Origin of the sequence: Mesotoga sp. UBA6090 (genome assembly GCF_002435945.1) — a bacterium.
In the GTDB taxonomy this organism is placed as follows: domain Bacteria; phylum Thermotogota; class Thermotogae; order Petrotogales; family Kosmotogaceae; genus Mesotoga.
In genome coordinates, this window is record NZ_DIXC01000025.1 from 3,928 (window position 1) to 26,008 (window position 22,081).

A 22,081-nucleotide genomic window follows, 5' to 3' on the forward strand; every position below is an offset into this window, starting at 1 on the left:
CGGTCTATTTGCCGGCTGCTTCTCATATAGACAACATAACTCACAGATTCCCTTCAAAACTCGACATCAGGTTGATCAAGAGATTCGGCATAAACGATCTCGAAAATTCGATTAAGCACTCGATAGTAACCGTCTTTGGAGGAGGTAATCTTCTTCAGGATCAGACAAGCTGGAGAAGTTTTTTATATTACTATGAGATTGCAAAACATACGCTAAGAAATGGCAAGCCTCTTCTATTTCTCTCACAGGGGTTCGGTCCGGTGGGCAAGTCTGTTAACAGAAATGCTCTAAACAAGTTGTTGAAGAATCCCTTGACGTACGGAGTGATGAGAGATGAAGTAAGTTATAAGCATTTTGCGTCGATTTCCAGGAGTGTGATTTTGGGGACAGACTATGGCCCGTATTACCTGCAGAAAGAAGGGATAATTCCTGAGAAACGAACGATGGAGGATGGCCTTGCAGTTATAGTCTTGAAGAATGGAACCAACGTTGACGATGTTCTAAGTTCTTTGAGACTCAACAATCTCACCGAAGTCTGTGCTGTGGGCTTCCATAACCATCATGATGAAGAAAAGAGAAGTGAGCTTGAATCAAAGGCGCGATCAAATGGATTCAAAGTCAGGAAGCCTCCCGAAGACCTTGAAGGAATGATAAGAATCTTCAACAATGCGGAACTGATAATTACTGAGCGTCTTCACGGAGCAATACTAGCTATCTCTCTTGGAGTTCCATTTGTTTGGAAGAAAAACACTAAACTCGATAGATTCGTTAGATCACTAGACAGGAACTGTGCTCTCTTTTTTGAAGGAAGTTGTGAGAGCTTGAGCCTGGCTATTAACAGTTCACTGAAAAATCCGATGAATCTTAAAGAGCATTACTGGTCACAGATGGACACTACGATCAGCGAATCCAAAGAGCTGCTTAAGAAACTGTTGTTAAGAAGGTGATTAGATGTGGAAGTATTTCCTGCCGACAAAGATTTTCGCCGGAATCGAGATAATAAGTGAGAACGCCGAGTTACTGAGGGAAGTTGGAACAAATGCGTTCTTAGTTACCGGGAAATCGTCCGCCAAGAAATGCGGGGCGCTGGATGAAGTACTGACCGTACTAAAGGGTCTGGATATTCCGAACTTTGTATTTGATGAAGTTGAAGAAAACCCCTCGTTCGCAACGATCGAAAAGGGCGGAAGAAAGCTCTCGGCCAACGGATGTGACTTTGTGATCGCAATCGGTGGGGGGAGTCCCCTTGACGCCGCCAAAGCGATCTCAGTAATTGGAAGGAACAGCGAATACAGTTGCAGAGATCTGTACACTGGACAACATCTTCCTGCCTTTCCGATAATCACAATTCCTACTACATCCGGCACAGGCAGTGAAGTTACACCATACTCAATTCTAACTGACGGCGAAGGAACAAAAAAGGGCTTCGACATGCCCTCAACTTTTCCCTACATCTCCTTTCTCGATCCAAGGTACACTGTAACGATGCCCACAGACGTGACTGTTGCGACTGCACTAGATGCACTATCTCATTCAGTGGAGGGAGAGGTAGTTAACAAAGGGAAAAATCCACTTGTTAGGATGCTTTCCAGGGAGGCAACTGGAATTATCAAGGAATTGCTTGGAAAAGTCTTAATGAACGAAGACAACGTCTCTTTGAGAGGGCAGATACAGTACGCTGCCACAGTAGCAGGAATAGTGATTGCTCATACAGGAACAACGGCTGTTCATGCAGCCGGTTATCCCCTTTCATCCTTCAAAGGGGTGAGACACGGAATGGCTAATGCACTCATGTTGATCAGAATATTCAGGCGGATTGCTGAAGCCGATCCAGAGAGAATAGCCAGTGCCATCGAACCTTTTGAAGATCTTGATGAGCTTAACGCTTTCTTGAAGAAGTTTGGTGTGGAAAGGGTTGCTCTAAGAATTTCGGATGAAGAAATAGAGAAGTGGTCAGAACAGACAGCGAAAGCGTCTCATTTGAAAAAGACACCCGGCGATTTCGATGAGCAGTTCTTTGCTGAGCTTTACAGGGAGATAAAGAGCGATTGAGCTCAAGAGTGATTCTCAGAAGATCAATAAAAAGGCGGATTGCATTCGGTCATCCGTGGGTCTATGACAACGAAATTGATACGAGTGACGCTCTTGAAGACGGATCCATAGTCGATGTCTTAACCCATTCCGGTCAATTTTTGGGTAGGGGCTATTATAACTCAGGTTCCACGATCAGAGTGAGGCTTCTGACAAGGAGAAATTGCAGATTTGACGTCGATTTCTTCTCAAGAAAGATAGAAAGGTCTGCCTTTCTGAAGTCTTCACTATTGAAAAGTAGTGATGCCATGAGAATCGTTTTCGGTGAGGCAGATGGACTTCCCGGATTGATAGTGGACAGGTTTTCGGGGTGGCTCGTTGTTCAATTCAACACACTCGGCATAGCTCGCTTGAAAGATGTGATAGTTGAGGCCTTGATCTCAGTCTTGAAACCGAAGGGGATATTCGAAAAGAGCGAGGGAATCTCCCTCACCAAAGAAGGCCTGGAATCAAGAGAAGATTGGATTTACGGAAGCGGACCGGAGCTTCTCCCGTTTTCTTTAGATGGAATCACTTTCTTTGCCGATACTAAAGGTCAGAAGACCGGGTTTTTCCTCGATCAAAGAGAAAATGCAGAGAGATTGTCTCAGTATGCGACCGGCCGAGATATACTCGACGTGTTTTCTTATACGGGCAATTTTTCGTTCCACTGCATAAAGAAGGGAGCACGAAGAGCAACTCTGGTTGACGCTTCGGAGAGGGCTCTTTCAGTTGCCAGGGAAACAGCAGAAGCAAATCAATTTACGGCCAGTTGTGAATTTGTGAAGGCAAACGCCTTCGATTATTTGAGAGCTGGTGGTCTCTCAAGAAGCGATCTTGTAATAATTGATCCTCCGGCGATGGCAAAGACTCCGTCATCGAAGAGGAGCGCACTGAGAGGATATAAGGAACTCAACCTGCGGGCAATGAAAATCCTGAAGGATCAAGCCCTTCTTGCATCTTCTTCATGTACTCAGATCGTTTCGGAAGAAGATTGGTCTCGGACTGTTAATGACGCTTTTCACGACAGCAAGAAAGTTGGTGTAATTGTATTCAGAGGAGGTCAGCCCCTAGATCATCCCGAGGTAAGCTCGATCTTCGAAACTAAGTATTTGAAATTCTGTCTGTTCCGTATCTTTGAACTGGCAGATTACTGAACGGCTGGTAGGATACTGTCGAAGTGTCAATGTAATGCTATAATTCAGAAAAGTCTAACGGCTGGAGGTAGATAGAAATGGCCAAAGTATACGTTGTGACTTCCGGAAAAGGGGGAGTCGGCAAGACGACAATAACGGCCAATATTGGTTGTGCTCTTGCCAACAAGGGGGCTAAGGTCTGTCTTATTGATGCAGACATAGGCCTTAAGAATCTCGATATCGCGCTGGGCCTTGAAAATAGAGTTGTTCATACAATTCTAGATGTTGCAAATGGTAAGGTAACGGCTTCCGAAGCGCTGGTGAGGCACAAGCAGATCAAAGGGCTATATCTACTTGCAGCCTCTCAAATAGCAACGAAAGAGATGCTTTCCCCAGAAGATATGAAGAAGATGATCGGAGAACTTTATCCGAAGTTTGATTACATTATTGTCGATTCTCCTGCAGGAATTGAGAGAGGGTTTAGAAATGCAATCGCTGCAGCTGAAAAGGCCTTGATAATAACCACTCCTGAACTGCCCGCAATTACTGACGCGGATCGTGTCATCGGACTTCTTGAAAACTCTGGAATGCAGGAAGCAAATATCAGGCTAGTTATAAACCGATTCAAAGTTCAGATGGTCAAACGCGGTGATATGCTTACTAGGGAGGATATTCAGGGGAATCTCGCAATAGATTTGATTGGAATCATCCCCGAAAGCGATGAAGTGATCGTGGCCACAAACAAAGGCGTGCCGGTTATCCTGAACGGAAACGGTGAAGGAATCGGAAAGGTCTTCGAGAACATTGCTTTGAGGATGAATGGGGAGCCCATCCCGGTCGAGCAGGATATCCTTGAGCATGGATCGAAAGGATTCCTTGAATTCCTGAAGCGCATCTTCAGAAGAAATTAAGAGGGAGTTGAAGTGTATGTTCTTTGGACTTTTCAGGAAGAAGAAAAAGACTGAGGGAAGCAGAAAAGAAGCAAAGGATAGACTTGATTCCATAACCGGTGGCAGGAGATACTCAGTACCGGTGAGAGAGGTAATACCGCAGGATATTCTTCAAAACAGCGGCAAAGATATGGTACATCAGATAAAGACCTATGTCGCCGATAAATACAAGGTGAAGGAAGAGAATGTCAAGGTTCAGCTTGAAGAGCACAACGGTTATGTGGTTATCATTACAAACGTTGTTTTCCACTGATTTGCCATGAGATACTCCGTCAAGACAAGCCTTAGGAACCAGCTAATAGATATTACAGATCTCGTAATCCAGTCTGTCACAGCGTCAGAAGCCTCTCGTGGTCTTGTCAATGTCTTTGTGCCACATACCACCGCTGCAATCACAATCAATGAAAACTCCGATCCAGATGTTGTTCATGATATCTTGCATTGGATGGTAGATACGATTCCGAATAGCAGTGAATTCAAACACCTGGAAGGAAACTCAGACGCTCACATAAAGGCAACTCTTGTTGGATCTTCAATTTCGATTCCATTCAGTGATCACTCACTCTTGTTGGGAACCTGGCAGTGCGTTTATTTCTGTGAATTTGACGGTCCCAGAAATAGGGAGATAATCGTTACGGTAGTGGGGTAGCATTTCTCTCACGAGTCTTAGTCAATCACGGTAATTGGGGCTCTGAGAGCAGACTGTGGGGGACACAATGAGCAAAGGAAGATTCTTGTTTCTTGCTGTGCTAGTTTTTGGATCTTCGCTTTTTGCAATCAAGGGCTTCACCTGGGACATGGGAATACCGAAGTTCTATTTTGCATCGGTCTCGATAGCAGTTTTTGTTGTCTTCAGTTCTCTGAAAGCAGTAAGAAAGCCTTGTCGCTTGGGTGTTTCAGTCCCGCAGGTCTTCGCTCTGTTGTTTGGCGTTTACGCCTGCCTCACAACTCTTCAGTTGCTTGGGACCCTGCCTCAGGTCTTTCTTACGTCGCTTGGTTTCGCGATGAATCTGCTTCTCTTTGTGCTTTTCTCAGTTCTGATTTCTGCAGAGAGATCCGATACCCTATTGATAATCCTCCAGTTATTTATGTTTGCGGGACTTGTAATAGCCGTCGATGCTGTCTTTTCGTTTTACACGGGATATGGTTTGCTTTGGGGAACTGAGAATAACCCATTCACAAGAGGAAATCTCTCATCCGTAATAGGAAACGTGAATTTCACGACCGATCTAATGGCAATGCTGCTGTTCCCCGCTGCTTTCCTAGCTGTTTCCAAAAAGAGAATCTGGAGGCATGAGAGGATTCGGCACATCTTCTACCTCTCTCTATTCTCACTCTTTTTGATAGTAATAATGATAGGCCAGACAAGGGCGGTCTATTATTCGGTAATAGTATCGGTAGTCTTTCTGGTAGTCTTCTTGATCTTCTCGCTTCTGAGGTTCAAACTCAGTTCCTTTGTTGCTGCATTTAGCAAGCTTTTTGTCACCCTTCTCATTATTTCCTCGATAGCCATAATGATTGTCTACTCTGGAGACAATCCTTTGACAAGCGGCCGTTTCAGCTTCTCTGAGAGACTAACCTATACAACTGAAGACAGCATTTCGGTTGATGTGCGAATTCTTCAGTGGAAAGCAGCAATCAAACAGTGGGAAAGCTCAGCTTTGCTAGGTACAGGCTTTGGATCATACAAGTATCTTTCAACTGAGAATATGGGAAAGGTTCTGACTGAAGAACCTGAATACATGTATGTTGCAGGACTCAATAGCATTCGAACCCACAACGAGTATCTTCAGCAAACGGGCGAAACGGGAGTAATCGGGATTGCTTTGATAATTGCTTTCATAGTAGCTATGCTTTTTTATACTATCAAGGTGGTGAAGAAGTCTTCCTCTGTCGAAAAGGTCATCAAGTATCTTTTCCTCGAAGCCGGTCTACTTATAATATTCGTTCATTCAGTACTCTCTTTTCCGGGTCATCTGATGCCAAACGCTTTATTCGCTGTTTTCCTTTTTGGATATATTATGAACCCGGAGTTCTTGGAGGTAAATAGAGTCCATGTTCGTCTATCAAAGGTACTTCCTCTTCTTCTAGTTGTATTCGCTCTGAGCACATCAGTTCTAATGAGTAGAATATTTTTCGCGGAAGGCCTTTTCACAAGAGGTTACATTAACTACAGAAGAATTGAAAACACAAACCCGCAGATTCCGGAGTTGGTTAACTCAATCGGAAGTATCAAGAGAGAAATTGAGAGTCTTGAGAAATATGAGGGAAAGTACGCCTATCTTCAACAGGATAGTTATATTTCTGATAGGTTAAGTGAATTACGGGAGACCTATCCAGAAGCACCTGAAGAGTTACTTCAACATATGGCGTCTGAAGAACGGGAAAAGGCATTCTCACGTGCGTTATCCACACTTGATTCGAAGCTAAGATCTGCTTCTTCCGCGCTTCTCAGGGCAAGGCAAGACTCATCAAATAGCTTCTACTCCGCGATGCGCAATCTATCGACATCAAGGGAGATATCTAGGGGACAATACCTATCAGAGGCCTACATAGGATACATGTATCTGACTGCACAGAGAAAGGAAGATTTCCGGTTGAAGCTCAATATGTCTGGAAAGGCAGTAGCCGCTGTCTTCGCAGAGATATTCGCCAGAGAAGATGTCTTCTCAACCTGGCTCAATGAAGACACATCACCAGGCGGTATGATTGGCGATCTCGAAATTGATCACTCATACCTTAGGGAGTTGCCAGGTCTGCTGCGAACAGACCTTGCGGCAACCGATGTATCTGGTATGCTGGAGACTCTGGATGTCAATCTGCTTATCGACTATCAAGTGACTCTCGACGCTATAGATGCGCTATTACGATCCCTAAAAACATCTCCCGATCTTCAAGTAGTAAGGAATACAGCTAATCTTCTCTTTCGAATAATTGCCTCTTCCGAAATGATTGCTAACGAGCTTGAGAATTTGGATCCTTACGTAATTAGCAGTAACGGCCTGAATAATCTTATAGAGACGATCAGAAGAATTCCAGAATCAGAAAGAGAAGACCTTACGACTCTTTATGATATTGCTATTCATTACAATCCCGGAGGATGGCAAAAAGGGAACGATAACATTTACGGCGAGTACTCGAGAAACCTGCTCCTGCTTTACGGTTTGGAAGCATTGGATAAGGTGCTTGAAATAGCCGAAAGAGAAGTGTTCGCATGGAGTGTAATGAAAGTCACCGATAGAGTGGTTCCTTTAGGCTCGATAGGAGAACTGACTCCTCTCAAAGAACATGTTTCAAAAGCTTGGTTTGACGATCTATATGGAAAAGTGCATTCCTGGTGCAAAGATACTTCAATAGAGATCTCAAAGGAGATTGAGGAAGGAGGGCTCTCTGAAGAAGGTTTGAGCAAAGCTAAGACAGCCCTCAGCAAAAGCGAGAAGTTCCTACAGCTTCACTCGTTGTGGTGAGAGATCAATAGTCACCGGAGCGTTACACAGGTAATATGCCGAGTAATGTGGACGTTATTAATCGGACTTATGATTGTGTTAATGCAAATGGAGGTATGTTTATGCTAGAGGTCAAAGAAATCAAGTTAGTCCGGGAAGAGCGCAAGATTTTGAACAATCTCACGGCTTCTTTTGAAAAGGGTCGAGTTTACGCAATTCTCGGAAACAACGGCGTTGGAAAATCAACACTGTCATATGTTCTTATGGGTCTTGAGTCGCATAAAGACTACGAGGGAAATATATTCCTTGATGGAGAAGAGATAGATCTCTTGTCAGTATCTGAGAGAGCAAGGAAAGGCATCTCTCTTGGTTGGCAAGAACCGGTAAGATTTGAGGGTCTTACGGTTAGAGAATATCTTACTCTTGGCGGCAAACTAAAGCTTTCTGAAGAAGAACTCAATGAGACACTTTCTACAGTGGGGCTCAAGAAAGAGTACCTGGATAGGTTTGTTGATGAATCGCTGAGCGGCGGTGAGAGAAAGAGAGTTGAACTAGCTTCAATAATCCTGTTAAATCCCCGAGTCACTATTCTCGATGAGCCTGATTCCGGCATAGACATAATGTCTATGGAAATGATTGAGCATGTACTCGAAAGGCTTAGAGACAAAGGTTCCATAGTTATAATCATCACCCACCGGGAGGAAATTGCAAGGCTGGCGGACGAAGCGTACCTACTTTGCGGAGGCAGAATGCTTGCTTCTGGTGTACCGGAAGAAATAGTGAGTTTTTACAGAAAACTCTGTGACAGCTGTCAGCACATAAATGAGCCGGTTAAGGAAGGCGGTCTTGCAAATGATTGAATCAAACTACGAGAGAGAATTCACGGCAATTGCCAAGGAGTATGAGAAATCAGGCGGCAATGTCTCTGATTTCTTGAGGAAGGATATTGTATCAATTATTGTTAGCGGAAATAAAGTGATTGGCAAGAATACAGTAGATAGTGTGCATGTGAGGGCAAAAGAACTGGACAACGGAGTAGAGATTTGGATTGACATCGATGATGGCACTGTAATAGAAAATCCCATCCATCTCTGTACAGGTTACTTGAAGCCAGAAGGAACTCAAGACATTCTCATTCATAACCATTTGGGAGACAGAGCCAAGGTGAAATTCATTTCTCACTGCGTCTTTCCAAGCGGTGTGAATTTTACGCACTCCATGGTCGCCGATACAGATGTTGGAAAACACTCCGAGATGTTGTACGAAGACACGCACATGCACAGTAAGGATGGCGGTGTAACTGTCAAGGCGACGTATAACACAATAGTCAGAGAGGGCGGTAGTTTTCGGAATCTCTTTTATCTCACGAAGACCAGGGTCGGAAAGCTTTTCGTAAAGATGAATGTTTCTCTTGAGAAATATGCATCGGCTCATATAGAATCCAAAGTTTATGAACGTGAAGATGACTATGTCGAAATAGATGAAGAACTCTACCTGAATGGCGAGGGCTCTTCTGGGATAGCAAAGACAACTGTATTTGCTACTGATAGAAGCAGGGCCAAGATTATTAACAAAGCCTATGGTAATGCACCTTTCTCAAGAGGACACATAGAATGCAACGAGATTATCAAAGGTGACTCCGTAGAGGTCGGAACGGTTCCCGAGTTGTACGTCACAAATGAAAAGGCCGAGCTTACTCACGAAGCATCGATCGGAAGAGTAAACGTAAAGCAGATGGAGACATTGATGTCCAAGGGTCTGAGTGAAGAAGAGGCAACTGACATGATTGTCAGAGGAATGCTCAGATAGAAGTGGGGGGAGTTCTTTGAATTACTCGGAGCAGTTTCTTGTAGAAAAACTAGTAGATCTAGTCAAGACACCTAGTCCTTCTGGTTTCACCGATACGATAATTACTTATCTGGATTCTGAACTCCGAGGAATGGGGCTCAATCCACGCAGAACCAGAAAGGGTGCTCTTGTCGTCGAGATAGGAGGGCAGAAGAGACCGATAGTATTGGCAGCTCACGTAGATACTCTTGGAGCAATGGTTAAGTCTTTGAAGCCAAATGGGCGGCTTGAGATGACGAATATCGGTGGTTTCACTATGAACAGCATAGAAAACGAAAACTGCATCGTTCACACAAAATCCGGCAAATCCTTTACAGGTACTATTCAGTCGATTTCACCTTCAGTTCACGTCTTCGAAAACGCTCGAACCCTTGAGCGGAAGATTTCTAATATGGAAATTCGTGTCGATGAAGAAGTTAAAGACGCTGAAGCACTTCAAAGACTGGGAATAGAAGCAGGTGATTTTGTCTCATTCGATCCGAGAGTAACTGTAACTGAAAATGGTTTTGTGAAGTCAAGGCACCTAGATGACAAAGCGAGCGTGGCTGTCTTACTTGATCTGGCAAGAAGGGCCTCTTCCGGTGAATTGACCTTTGGAAGAAAAACATATCTCTTCTTCTCAAACTATGAAGAGGTAGGTCACGGAGCCTCTGCGGCATTGCCTGAGGACTGTGAAGAGATTATTTCGGTCGATATGGGCGCGATAGGCGATACTTTGAAGACTGACGAATTCGTAGTTTCGATATGTGCTAAGGATTCAGGCGGTCCTTACGATAATTCGGTTGTAAGGAATTTGATCGAAACAGCAAAAAGAGTCAGTGCCGATTATACAGTTGACATATATCCTTTCTACGGCTCCGATGTGGAAGCATCGCTGAGAGCTGGGTACGATGTTAAGTTTGGACTTGTCGGCCCGGGAGTTGAAGCATCCCATGGTTATGAAAGGACTCATTACAGAGCTTTGGAAAATACATTGAAGCTTCTGATGGGATACATTGAAAGCTGAGGCGCGGCAGCGCCCCAGCATCTAAAATATCAGAATACTATCTTACCTTTCTTCTGGCCTTTTTCCTGACCAAGCTGGTTTACAAAGCCTGCCGGTGCAACGTCTATAACTTTACTTTTTTCGGCTTCCATAGCCTCTTGAAGTCTCTTTCTATAGGCATCCATCTTTTCCTTGAGTTCAGTAACATCTCCTTCTAACCAACCAAAAATGCTCTCAGTTAACTTCGAAGAAATCTCCTCAATCTCATCGCTTTCTTCCATCATTCCAGCGTTCTTTGTGACCTCAAGCTCTTCTCTCACTGCCTTCTCGACAGCATCCCTTGTGAGCTCGGGCACCGTTGCCTTCACCAAACGCATAGCTATGTTAGTTCTGAGTCTTAGATCATCTATAGTTGCCTCTAGATTATCTACTCTGGACATTATAGCTCCTAAGAATTGATCAAGTGAAATCTGCATCTCTTTTCAGCTCCCTTCAACGTTTTTTCTCATAATGATTTTACTACCGAAAAGGTCAACTATAGTTAAGGCTATGTTTTTGATCGTAATATTAATCCTTTCTGTCGAATCTATGCCTGAGCCTAAACAGCCACAAAGATAGAACACCGACAAGCAGAAAGGCAAACAAATCGCCCGATGCAATTTCGAATAGCCAGAAAGAAGGAAAGTAAATGTTTGCAAACAATGGAAGAGTGAAGGCCGACGGGAACAGCCAGCCCGAAAGAAGCATAGCAGTAGCAATAGAAACGGCTATTAGGCTCTCCCGGAACTCCCTCATTTTTGCAAATTTCAGGAAAGAAATCGAAGCAACTGAAGCAATAAGAGCGTATGAGGAGATTATTCCCAGCGCTGACTGCAAGTTCCTGTTCTGATTGGCCAGAATCACGGTCACCAAAACCAGAGTACATGGCTTCTTCAAAATTCCTCTAACGATTCTGGACAAAGCGTCCGTAGATTCAATCTTTTTTTCGAACTGCGGTCTATATACTATGACTCCCAGTAAGATTGTGAAGAGCAGCAAGCCCTTTGACAGAGAGGCATCCCAGAAAAACAGGACGGAAACCACCAGAAAGCCAATGAGAAGCTCCTGAAGGAGTATCATCAGTCTCTTCACATTCCCTCCTGTAAACTCTTAGTCAAAGCCTCTATACTGCTGTCGCCCGTAATATCAAGAAAGAGCTCTTCAAGAGTGGATTCAACACTTCCAAAATCCTCTCTTAGGGCTGAAAGCGTCCCCTCGGCAATGAGTCTTCCTCTATCAATGATTCCTATCCTGTCACACATCTTCTCGGCAACCTCAAGCACATGAGTTGTCATGAAAACAGTCGTTCCCTTATCGGCCATGTTTCTCAACCAGGCCTTCAATTTGCCTGCACTTGACGCATCAAGACCCACAGTTGGTTCATCGAGAAAGATAACGGCTGGCTCTCTCATAAGGGCAATGGCAACCATCAGTTTCTGTTTCATTCCATGTGAATAATCGCCTATGTATTTTCCGAGGTAGTCGATTTTGAAGGCATCGGCAATGTCCATAAGCTTCGACATAGTCTCTTTTGGAGGAAGACGGTAAATGTCAATTATGAATTTGACAAACTCAACGCCTTTCAAGTTGTCATACATCTTAGGTTCATCAGGAACAACAGAGATCAACCTCTTTATTTCCAGCTTGCTTCTCTCAATATCCAACCCGGCTATTTTAATCTTCCCTGAACTCGGAGCAATTACCCCGGTGAGCATCTTAATGGTCGTTGTCTTTCCCGCTCCGTTAGGTCCTAGAAAACCATAGATCTCACCGGAGGAAATATTTAGATTAAGCTGGTCAACAGCGATGAGGCTTCCGAAACTCCTTGTCAAATTCAGAGCTTCTATCATCGATTTGCCTCGAAAGCCTTATCATAGAACGTGGCCGTCTTCGGGTGAAACATCAGCTCGATAGTTCCGACGGGACCATTTCTCTGTTTTCCGATTATTACCTTCGTAACTTGCGGAGAATCACTTACCTCGCTCTTATCTTTGTAGTAGTCTTCTCTATAAAGGAACATTACGGTGTCAGCATCCTGCTCAATGGCGCCAGATTCTCTGAGATCGCTCAAGCGGGGCATCTTGTCCTCTCTTTGTTCCACAGCCCTCGAAAGCTGAGAAAGAGCTACTACAGTAATATCCAACTCTCTGGCCAGTAGTTTCATAGATCGAGAAATCTCCGAAATCTCCTGCTGTCGATTATCAGATCTACCTTTTGTATGCATTAGCTGAAGATAATCAACAAAGAGAACCTGAACATTGTGCTCCATCTTTATCCTTCTTGCCTTGGCTCTAAGTGATCTGGGGTCCAGCGATGGTTCATCGTCGATGATGATCGGGGCTGTTTGCAGGGTGCTGGCTCCATTTGTCAAGCGCTTCCACTCTTCATTACCAATATCTCCCGCCCTGAGTCGCGATAACTCGAAGTTTGTCACATTGCACAGAAGTCGTTGAGCAAGCTGTTCCTTAGACATCTCCAGGCAGAAAATCGCTACAGGCAACTGGAATTTCAAAGCCATATTGGTTGCCATACTTAATGCAAAAGCAGTCTTGCCCATTGATGGCCGAGCAGCAACAATGACAAGATCGGAGGGTCGGAAACCAGTTGTAACTTCGTCAAGCCGTCTGTAACCACTGGCAATACCCGTAATTCTTCCAGTAACAGCGTTCTCTTTCAGTCTTTCCAGATTATGGAAAAGCTCATGCATTATCTTTCCAATATGCTGGTAAGTCTTCGAAATCTGCGCCTCCGTTATCTGGAATATCGCTTTCTCCGCGCTATCAAGAATTTCGTCAGTCTCTTCGCCTTCGTAAGCATTTTCGACAATCGAACTCGCTGCCGAAATGAGGGAGCGCAGAAGTGACTTTTCCTTTACTGTCTTACCATAGTAAAAGAAGTTAGCGGAAGTTGGAACAACATCTGCGAGTTTGGCAAGCTCTATTTCGCCTCCCAACTCCTCGAGCACTCCGCCTGTTCTCAATCTCTCGGTAACCGACACAATATCTACCGGACTTCCCTCATCGAACAACTTCTCCATAGCTGAAAAGATCAACTGGTTCTTTCTTGAGTAGAAATCCCTGCTTGTAAGAAGCTCCATCACATCCGGGACGACATCTGGATCAATCAAGATGCTCCCTATTACTGCTTCTTCCGATTCAATACTATTCGGAGGAATTCTTGTTTTCAATTCATTCACCAACTCTTCCAATTATGAGAAGTTCTTCAGAATGAGCTCCTTTATCGTTGAAAAATCTCCTTCGAAAAGGAACTGACCTCTATCCCTGCCAGAACCTCCTCTGACTTCTAGCTCTTCCTTGATCTTTGAAAGAACTTCCTGACAGTCGAAATTTCTACCAAATAGCAGAACTCTATCATCTGCCTTTCCAATTATAAGATACTCTTCCAGTGTGACGAATTTGGGAATTGCAGCAAGAACACTCTCCTCTTCGTCAAGAAACGTGATTCTCGAGCGAGATCCATCAATATCTCCTGCAATATAGTAACCCAGTCTTTCAGAGAGGCTTCGCACAACTGAATTGCTGGCTTTGATCTCCCCCACGAGTGATTCGATACGATTCGGTAGATCAGAGTATTTACAGGTTAACAATTGAGCCGATCTGGCTATGAGACTATGCTTTGTGGCATAGTCATCTAGAGCCCTATTCCCTGCGACGAAAAAGATTCTGGTGAGAGAACCCTTAACTTTCTCACGTTTCAGGATCTTCAAGAGCCTGATCTGACCTGTTCTATCAATATGAAGACCTGAGCAGGCACTTATATCTATACCCTCAATCTCCACTAGTCTGATATCTCGATCACCTTCACTGATCTTCTTGTCTATCTCCTTTCTTAAGCCAACTTCATGGAGCTCGGACCTGTCTACAGTAAAGCTCTTTACTGGGAGATCCTTGGCAATCATATCGTTGCAGATTCCCTCAACATGAGAAATCATATCATCTGAGAGAATACCGAGTGAAAGGTCGATTGTAGTGTATTCTTCACCCATTTGGAAGCCAACAGTATCGGCGTCCATCTCGCGAAGGAAGATGGCGGAAAGTAGATGCTGGGCCGTGTGTTGTTGCGAAATGTCTTGTCTTCTGATCTGATTTATGTCTATCTCGACCAAATCGCCTTCGTTTTTTTCGATTCTCCCCTCGACTTCAATAAGTGTATCACCGTCGAACCGACTCACTGTTTTTATTCTCAATCCATCAACTACTCCACGGTCTCCCAGCTGTCCGGACTCGCCATCAACATACACATTACCGTAACATATCTTGATGTAGGTAGTACCTTCTCCAAACCATATTTCCCTTACTGCTTCTAACATACATCGCCCCCGGCCACTTGATATTATGTGCAAATATATGTAATAATTATACAGTAAGCATTTACTTAACTCCGTGGGTGATAATTCGAAAAATGAATATGAGGTGATTTGGTTGCAGGAAAGGCCTATCCTTTCGGTGAAAAATCTCTCAACTTACTTCAATATGGCCGAAGGAGTTGTCAAGGCCGTACAAGATGTCTCTTTCGATCTTTATCGAGATGAGGTCTTGGGAATAGTTGGAGAGACTGGTTCTGGGAAGAGTGTAACTGTGAAAACAGTTGCGGGGATGGTTGATAACCCAGGCTTTATCGCTGGTGGCGAGATTCTCTTTTTAACCGACGAATTCAGTAAGAGCGGTGAAAAAGATTATATTGACTTGGCAAAGCTTCCAAAAGATAGTTTCTCCAGAGTCAGGGGAAAACACATAGGAATGATCTTTCAGGACCCTATGACTTCGCTTGACCCGATGTACACAGTCGGTAACCAGATGATAGAGACCATTGTTCACCACAAGAAAGTTACCGAAGAGGAAGCAAGAGAACGATCGATAAAGCTTCTCGAACAGGTGGGAATTCCTAAGCCCTCAGAACGAATCGATGATTACCCCTTTCAGCTTTCCGGGGGACAGCGACAGAGAGTAGTAATAGCGATAGCGCTTTCGTGTGATCCGGAAATCCTGGTTGCCGATGAGCCTTCAACAGCTCTAGACGTGACAGTTCAAGCTCAGATTTTAGAACTGATGAAGGACCTTCAGGAGCAGTTTAACAGTAGCATGATTTTCATCACACACGATCTGGCTGTTATTGCCGAAATAGCTACAAAAATCAGCGTAATGTACGGAAGTTATCAGATGGAGATGGCAGATTCGCTTGAGATCTTTGACAGTCCGATGAATCCATACACATTTGCGCTTCTCGAATGCATACCAAGACTCGACATAAAACAAGATCAGCTCCTCCCTATTCCTGGCCAGCCGCCAGTAATGTTGAATCCACCCCTGCTATGCCCATTCCTTCCAAGGTGTTCAAGAGCAACGGACAAATGCTATAAAGAGATGCCTCAGCTTGAACAAATGAAGGATAATCATTTCGTCAGATGCTGGAACCCAATTACTAACAAAGTATTGCTGGTCAAGGAGGCTCAAGAATGAAGCTTCTTGAAGTTAGAAATCTGAAGAAGTACTTCCCGATCAAGCAAGGCTTCCTCATAGAGAGAGTTGTTGGTTTTGTCAAAGCCGTTGACGACGTATCCTTTTCGGTTGATAGGGGCAATACCATAGGAATTGTCGGAGAGTCGGGATGTGGAAAGACAACAATCGGCAAATCGATTATTCGTTTGCATGAAGTAACTGATGGGGAGATGCTTATTGACGAAGAAGACACCACTTTCTACTTCATGAAGAAGCGAAGGGCAAAACAGTATCTGAAAGAGAAGTATTTCGATACTGAGAAGTTCAATAACGGTGACGGAGTTGAATTTGAACCTTTCGAAAAGAAGATGTACGATGTCTACAATAGGGTCAATAAGGACTCTTCCAAGGCGATCGATATCCTATTTGATAAGTCAGATCAGAAGAAGAAGCTTCTCAGGCAAAAGGCACAGATAGTATTTCAGGATCCAATGTCTTCTCTGAATCCAAGGATGACAGTTGGGCAGATGTTAACTGAACCACTTCTTTTCCACAAACTTGCTAAAGACCTTGACGAAGCGGTTGAAATGGTGAAAGAACTGCTTGTACAAGTCGGTCTTAAACCTTATCATGTAGACAGATACCCTCACCAGTTCAGCGGTGGTCAGAGACAGAGAATAGCCGTTGCAAGGGCTATCAGTGTAGACCCCGATCTCATCGTTCTCGATGAGCCAACTTCTGCCTTGGATGTTTCGGTTCAGGCTCAGATAGTCAATCTCTTTGAAAAACTGCAGGAGCAACTTAATGCGGGTTATGTTTTCATCTCTCATAACCTTTCTCTTGTAAGGTTTATATCGCAAGAAGTTTCTGTAATGTACCTTGGTAGGATCGTAGAACAGGGCAACAGCGAGTCGATTTTCAAGAATCCGCTACACCCTTACACGAAAGCACTTCTTGCTGCGGCTCCAATACCCGATCCAAAGAAGAAGCGGAATCGCAAAGATCTCGTCGGCGGCCAGGTACCAAGTCCGATAAACAGACCTGCAGGCTGTTTCTTCAATCCAAGATGCAAGTACAGGATGGATATTTGTACCAAGGAATATCCGCCCATGTTCAAGGCGGATGAGAATCATTATGTTTCGTGCCATCTTTATTCCACATCTCAAGAACAAGGAGGGGAAAGTAAATGAAGAAACTCTTAGTGCTTCTCGTAGTGCTCATAGCTGCAGGAATGCTTTTCGCAGCTCCAGAGTATCACGTAGAAGAGACATGGAACGGCAAGCCCGGAGGAACTTTCTATTACTGGGGCTTGGGAGATCCAAAGACCTTTAACTATGACTGGGCACAGGAAACCAGCTCAACAGATCCTCTAGGGTTCATACTGGGTACTCTTATTGAAGCCGACGAGGGTGGTATGCCATCACTTCCCGGTCTGGCAAAAGATTGGTGGTTCTCTGACGACGGACTGACCTTCTTCGTGCAGATAAGAGAGGGCATACAGTGGTCAGACGGGGCACCATTCACACTCGACGATGTCTACTGGACATTTGTTAATGTTTCCTTTGTCCCGGAAAACACGGCAAACGGGAACGGATCCTATCTTGATTCTAACGACCAGCTTCCCGTGGTAGAGATCGTCGATGACACAACGATCTCTTTCACATGGACAGTACCTCAGGTCACGGCTCTAAGACAGATTGGCTTCCGCCCAATTATGCCAAAGCATGTTCTCGAGGAAGTTGTTGCCAACGGTACTTACCCGGAATTCTGGACTATTGCAGACTTTGATAAGCTAGTCGGAATGGGACCCTTTGTGATCACCGATTACGTCGGAGGTGTCAGAATCGTTTTCGAGAGAAATCCATATTACTGGAAAGTCGATGGAAACGGTGTAAGGCTTCCCTATTTTGATAAGCTGAATTATGAACTCCTCGCAGATCAGAATACATCTCTCCTCAGATTTGAGGCTGGCGAAATCGATCTTTACGGACCGACGGCCGAGCAGTTCCCAAGGCTTGCTGAAATGGCAGCAGAGAAGGGTTGGATAACGGGTGTCGGTGGACCGGCTCTTGGATCTCAGTTTGTTACTTTCAATTTCAACTCTACTGATCCAGTAAAGAGAGAATGGTTCAGAAACGATGGATTTAGAAGGGCCTTTGTCTATGCAATGGACAGAGATGCCATCATCGAATCCCTCTACAATGGACTTGGTTCTCCTCTCTACGGACCAGTTTCTCCATCGAGTGGTTTCTACAATCCGGAAATCGAGAAGTTTGCCTACAAGTACTCAATTACTAGAGCAAGACTTCAGCTCAGAAGAGGCGGCTTCGACTGGCTTCCAGATGGAACCTGTGTCGATGCAAATGGAAACCCAGTTGAGTTTACGCTCTTAACTAATGCTGGAAACGTAGTCAGAGAGGCAATATGCAACATCATCGTCGATGGGGCTGCCAAACTTGGAATTAAGGTCAATTTCAGACCTATTGACTTCAACACCGTTGTTTCAAGACTGACAGATGCGACCTACGAAGCAGTCGTTATCGGACTGACAGGCAGTGTTGACCCCGGAACAGGCTGGAACGTTTACAGGCTTGATGGAGGTCTGCATTTCTGGAACTATCCTCCGGACTATAATCCTGATGACCACATAACTGAAGACATGTACATTCTTCCCGACTGGGAAAAGAGAGTGGACGAGATTTACAGACTCCAGACCTCAGCGGTTGATCCACAAGACAGATACGACCTATTTGCAGAATTCCAGATGCTCTTTGCAGAATACCAGCCGGTGGTCTTCACAATGGCACAGAACTTCCTTTATGTCTACAAGAACAACATTAAGATGCCAGTCGAAAAACTAACACCCGCAACGGGCCTGCTCTTCCAGTTAGAAGGCTGGTGGAAAGAGTAATATCTTGATTTTCGATGCGGGAGGGCTTCCCTCCCGCTTTTGATATAATCAGAGACTTAGCGAGAGTGTGAGGAGGTAATGAGGTGCTGAAATATATAGTTAGAAGGCTGATTCTGGCAATTCCAGTTCTGCTCGGAGTCTCTATACTGGCCTTCATGATTATATCCGCTGCCCCTGGTGATTTCTTGGATGCCTATAGGTTAAACCCTTCTATTTCGAGAGATCAGATAAAGGTTCTTGAGAATCAATTCGGCCTTGATCAGAACGTCTTCGTGCAGTATTTCAAGTGGTTGGGCAATGTTCTTACAGGTAACTTCGGATACTCCTTTAGTTACAGGATTCCAGTTTTTGAACTGGTTTGGAGAAGACTAGGAGCCACGCTGTTACTCAGTATAAGCACATTGATTTTCACCTGGGGAATCGGTATTCCTCTCGGTATTTACTCAGCCCTTCATCAATACTCGCCCAGCGATCAGGCTTTTTCCTTCCTTGCATTCATAGGAATTTCTATTCCAAATTTCTTTTTTGCTCTGCTCTGGCTCTTTATGGCTGCCAAAACGGGGTGGTTCCCAATTGGGGGAATTATCTCTCAAAACTTTAACGATATGAGTGTTATGGGAAAGATCGGAGATTATCTCTGGCACGTGGTTGGACCTATGGTTACACTGGGAACTTCTGGATTGGCTGGCCTTATGAGACAGATGCGAGGCCAACTGCTTGACCAGCTGAGACAGGATTATGTTCTCTTTGCCAGGGCAAAGGGCATGCCAGAGAAGAATGTGATCTATAAACATGCCGTTCGAAATGCGATCAATCCAATTGTAACGATGTTCGGATATGCTCTTTCCGGCTTGCTCGGAGGTGCAGTTCTTACAGAGACCGTTTTTGGATGGCCTGGAATGGGAAGACTGGTTATTGAAGCCCTGAATGCTCAGGATTTGTTCCTTGTCATGGCCACATTGCTCCTTTCTGCTGTCCTTCTTGTGATCGGCAATCTTCTGGCTGATCTTCTGCTTGCCTGGGTCGATCCCAGAATTCGTTATAGGCTGAGCTGAGGGGTGTGAAATGAAGAAGAAAGAAAACGTAGATAACAACAATACATTACAAAGTGCTGAAGTCAGTAAAGAAGACCTCTTTGAAGTAAAGTACATGAGCCGTTGGCAGCTAGTTTGGAGGGCACTTAGAAAGCATAAGCTAGGAATGGTTTCCCTCTGGATCCTAATTATCATGTACATAATCGCGTTACTGGCTGATTTTCTTTCACCCAACAGTCCTTATGAACAGACACAGGGGCTGTCTTTTGCGCCGCCTTCAAGAGTTCATTGGACTGACGAGAGCGGAAAACTTACTGCTCCTTACATTTACGCCTGGGTAATGGAAAGAGATCCCGAGACGTACAGAACAACATTTGTTGAAGGTGTTTCAATAGGTTCAATTACTGCCCTAGACAGATCGACCGGAGAGGAAATTCTTTTCAGAAAGGGCGAAGATGGAGTTATCGATATATTCCTGACAATAAAGACTGTCAGATACGCCCTTGACGCAGAAGGCAACAGAGCCAATCTCGGTCAACCCGATTACTCGATCATCCAGAATATCAAACTGAATGAACTTGAACTTTTCGAAAGGCAATTGGTTACTGAGACTACAAATAGAACCACGATAGACTCTCTGAGTCCGAGCAGGTTCAGAGAACTTCAGAAGATTGGGCCGCCGGTGAAAGCTGTAACTGAACGATCCCTCCACAGAGTTTTTGCGCAGAAGGAAGATGAAATCAAGGATATCGTTCTGGAAGCGATCAGCATATACAATGAAGTGATCGACGTCGATGGCGGGGATGTCGAACTTGCAACTGAGTTCCTTGGAGAACTTGAAATCTCGCCAAATTTGCTTGGTGTCATTGTTGAGCCAGAAATCACAGAATATGAGACGGTCAGGTATCCAGTCAAGTTCTTCACGAAGTCCTGGGACTATAAGCTTTTCTGGCTGTTCCCAACTCAAATACATCTCTTTGGTACGGATCAACCGTCCAAGCTCCTTCTGTTCGGTGCCGATAGATATGGTAGGGACGTCTTTTCGAGAATTCTGGCAGGCTCGAGAATCTCAATGAGTATTGGACTACTTGCAATCTTGATCACCTTCTCTCTAGGTCTTTCAATTGGAGGTGCTGCCGGATACTTTGGAGGAATTACAGATGAGATTCTAATGAGGGTTACTGAGGTTCTGATGTCTATACCGAGTTTCTACCTGTTGATTTCACTAAGAGCAATTTTGCCGACGAGTATTCCCTCGCATATAACTTATCTCTTAATAGTGGTTATCCTAAGTTTCATAGGATGGCCTGGAATGTCGAGGGTTATCCGAGGAATGGTTCTGGGTCTAAAAGAGACAGAGTTTGTGCAGGCAGCTATAGCTATGGGTTATCCGTCAACCCGTGTGATTCTCAGGCATATAATCCCGAACACTGCAACCTACATAATTGTTGCAGCCACCCTTTCGATCCCTGGATACATTCTAGGCGAAGCTGGATTGAGTTTTTTAGGTCTCGGGATTACTGAGCCCGCGGCAAGTTGGGGTCTAATGTTGTCGCAGGCTCAGAGTATAAAGGCAATGACAGAAGCCCCATGGCTACTAATACCGGGTATCTTCATATTCATTGTGGTAATGGGATTTAACCTTCTTGGCGATGCACTGAGAGATGCTCTCGATCCCAGATCTCTGGGCTACTAAACCTAAGAAGCTAGATTGGATAGTATTGAGCGGGTCATCCGGACCCGCTTTCTTTAAGCAATATTCTATTCCCTAAGGACTCGTTTTCCGCAGATAAGACGCATTCTCGGCAGAAGCACCGGTTTTGTCTAACCAGGTCTTTCGGCTTCGAAAACAATAGCTCTTTCTAAGCTGTCATTTCCAGTCGCTTCTTCTTTCTTCCGAAAAGTCCAGAACGATATTTGTTCTCAAAAAGAGCAACTCACGCTTGGAGCAAAATAATGTTATGTAGATTCTGAATGAGAGAAAGGGGTGTTTGCTACAGAATATAAGAAAGGGGAGTTTTAAGACAGAGATGAGGCTATCTTCCATAAAGTATTCTCGGCTTTCTTTCGGGAATCCCTAACACAGATTACCTTCATCTTGAAAGCATATCGCAGTCTCATCGATAGCTTTCTGCTACCAAGAATCTTCTTGATAAAGTGAACGCCTCATAATTCATTCTCAACTTTGACAGCATGAAATCTG

Annotated in this window: 20 protein-coding genes; 15 read left to right on the top strand and 5 right to left on the bottom strand. The window is 44.4% G+C overall.

Annotated features, from left to right (window positions below; all coding sequences use genetic code 11):
• The 10 genes from B3K42_RS04155 to B3K42_RS04200 all read left to right on the top strand — a co-directional run.
• On the top strand, positions 1-947 hold a 947-nt coding region (locus B3K42_RS04155), incomplete at its 5' end, for a polysaccharide pyruvyl transferase family protein (RefSeq protein WP_292597029.1).
• Between the two features lie 4 nt (positions 948-951).
• Entirely contained in the window at positions 952-2,052 is a 1,101-nt protein-coding gene (locus tag B3K42_RS04160; protein ID WP_110989851.1) for an iron-containing alcohol dehydrogenase family protein, read from the top strand.
• Positions 2,049-3,227, top strand: coding sequence for a class I SAM-dependent rRNA methyltransferase (locus B3K42_RS04165; RefSeq protein ID WP_110989850.1), 1,179 nt, complete (start codon positions 2,049-2,051; stop codon positions 3,225-3,227). Before B3K42_RS04160 ends, B3K42_RS04165 begins: the two co-directional genes overlap by 4 nt.
• Positions 3,228-3,304: 77 nt before the next feature.
• Positions 3,305-4,117, top strand: a complete 813-nt coding sequence (minD, locus tag B3K42_RS04170) for a septum site-determining protein MinD (protein ID WP_110989849.1) — start codon at positions 3,305-3,307, stop codon at positions 4,115-4,117.
• Between the two features lie 16 nt (positions 4,118-4,133).
• Positions 4,134-4,409, top strand: coding sequence for a cell division topological specificity factor MinE (locus B3K42_RS04175; RefSeq protein WP_006491911.1), 276 nt, complete (start codon positions 4,134-4,136; stop codon positions 4,407-4,409).
• A gap of 6 nt (positions 4,410-4,415) precedes the next feature.
• Entirely contained in the window at positions 4,416-4,805 is a 390-nt protein-coding gene (locus B3K42_RS04180; protein WP_292597032.1) for a secondary thiamine-phosphate synthase enzyme YjbQ, read from the top strand.
• A gap of 67 nt (positions 4,806-4,872) precedes the next feature.
• Positions 4,873-7,623, top strand: a complete 2,751-nt coding sequence (locus B3K42_RS04185; protein WP_292597034.1) for an O-antigen ligase family protein — start codon at positions 4,873-4,875, stop codon at positions 7,621-7,623.
• A gap of 101 nt (positions 7,624-7,724) precedes the next feature.
• Entirely contained in the window at positions 7,725-8,462 is a 738-nt protein-coding gene (locus B3K42_RS04190) for an ATP-binding cassette domain-containing protein (protein WP_110989847.1), read from the top strand.
• Entirely contained in the window at positions 8,455-9,411 is a 957-nt protein-coding gene (locus tag B3K42_RS04195; protein ID WP_110989846.1) for a SufB/SufD family protein, read from the top strand. Before B3K42_RS04190 ends, B3K42_RS04195 begins: the two co-directional genes overlap by 8 nt.
• Positions 9,412-9,427: 16 nt before the next feature.
• Positions 9,428-10,456, top strand: coding sequence for a M42 family metallopeptidase (locus tag B3K42_RS04200; protein WP_292597036.1), 1,029 nt, complete (start codon positions 9,428-9,430; stop codon positions 10,454-10,456).
• 29 nt (positions 10,457-10,485) lie between these two features.
• Here the strand turns inward: B3K42_RS04200 and B3K42_RS04205 are convergent, their stop codons facing one another.
• The 5 genes from B3K42_RS04205 to B3K42_RS04225 all read right to left on the bottom strand — a co-directional run bounded on the left by B3K42_RS04205 (position 10,486) and on the right by B3K42_RS04225 (position 14,804).
• Positions 10,486-10,911: a hypothetical protein gene (locus B3K42_RS04205; protein ID WP_110989845.1), complete on the bottom strand. Its 426-nt coding sequence runs from the start codon at positions 10,909-10,911 to the stop codon at positions 10,486-10,488.
• 91 nt (positions 10,912-11,002) lie between these two features.
• Complete coding sequence (locus tag B3K42_RS04210) at positions 11,003-11,566, bottom strand: multidrug transporter (RefSeq protein ID WP_110989844.1); 564 nt, start codon at positions 11,564-11,566, stop codon at positions 11,003-11,005.
• Positions 11,563-12,324: an ABC transporter ATP-binding protein gene (locus B3K42_RS04215; protein ID WP_292597039.1), complete on the bottom strand. Its 762-nt coding sequence runs from the start codon at positions 12,322-12,324 to the stop codon at positions 11,563-11,565. The genes B3K42_RS04210 and B3K42_RS04215 overlap by 4 nt, the downstream gene beginning before the upstream one ends.
• Positions 12,321-13,670 carry a replicative DNA helicase gene (dnaB, locus tag B3K42_RS04220; RefSeq protein ID WP_292597041.1) on the bottom strand — a complete coding sequence of 450 codons (1,350 nt, stop codon included), beginning with the start codon at positions 13,668-13,670 and terminating at the stop codon, positions 12,321-12,323. The genes B3K42_RS04215 and dnaB overlap by 4 nt, the downstream gene beginning before the upstream one ends.
• A 12-nt stretch (positions 13,671-13,682) precedes the next feature.
• Entirely contained in the window at positions 13,683-14,804 is a 1,122-nt protein-coding gene (locus B3K42_RS04225) for an alanyl-tRNA editing protein (protein ID WP_110989842.1), read from the bottom strand.
• Between the two features lie 112 nt (positions 14,805-14,916).
• Here B3K42_RS04225 and B3K42_RS04230 point away from each other — a divergent pair, with 112 nt between their 5' ends.
• The 5 genes from B3K42_RS04230 (at position 14,917) to B3K42_RS04250 (ending at position 21,574) form a co-directional block, all read left to right on the top strand.
• Complete coding sequence (locus tag B3K42_RS04230) at positions 14,917-15,954, top strand: ABC transporter ATP-binding protein (protein ID WP_110989841.1); 1,038 nt, start codon at positions 14,917-14,919, stop codon at positions 15,952-15,954.
• The gene (locus tag B3K42_RS04235; RefSeq protein ID WP_292597045.1) at positions 15,951-17,123 is read left to right on the top strand and encodes an ABC transporter ATP-binding protein; all 1,173 of its coding nucleotides are present in this window, start codon (positions 15,951-15,953) and stop codon (positions 17,121-17,123) included. Before B3K42_RS04230 ends, B3K42_RS04235 begins: the two co-directional genes overlap by 4 nt.
• Positions 17,120-18,844 carry an ABC transporter substrate-binding protein gene (locus B3K42_RS04240; protein WP_110989840.1) on the top strand — a complete coding sequence of 575 codons (1,725 nt, stop codon included), beginning with the start codon at positions 17,120-17,122 and terminating at the stop codon, positions 18,842-18,844. Before B3K42_RS04235 ends, B3K42_RS04240 begins: the two co-directional genes overlap by 4 nt.
• Before the next feature lie 83 nt (positions 18,845-18,927).
• Positions 18,928-19,899 (top strand): ABC transporter permease, encoded by a 972-nt coding sequence (locus B3K42_RS04245; protein ID WP_110989839.1) that lies wholly within the window; start codon positions 18,928-18,930, stop codon positions 19,897-19,899.
• A gap of 10 nt (positions 19,900-19,909) precedes the next feature.
• Positions 19,910-21,574 carry an ABC transporter permease gene (locus tag B3K42_RS04250; RefSeq protein ID WP_110989838.1) on the top strand — a complete coding sequence of 555 codons (1,665 nt, stop codon included), beginning with the start codon at positions 19,910-19,912 and terminating at the stop codon, positions 21,572-21,574.
• Positions 21,575-22,081: the final 507 nt, after the last annotated feature.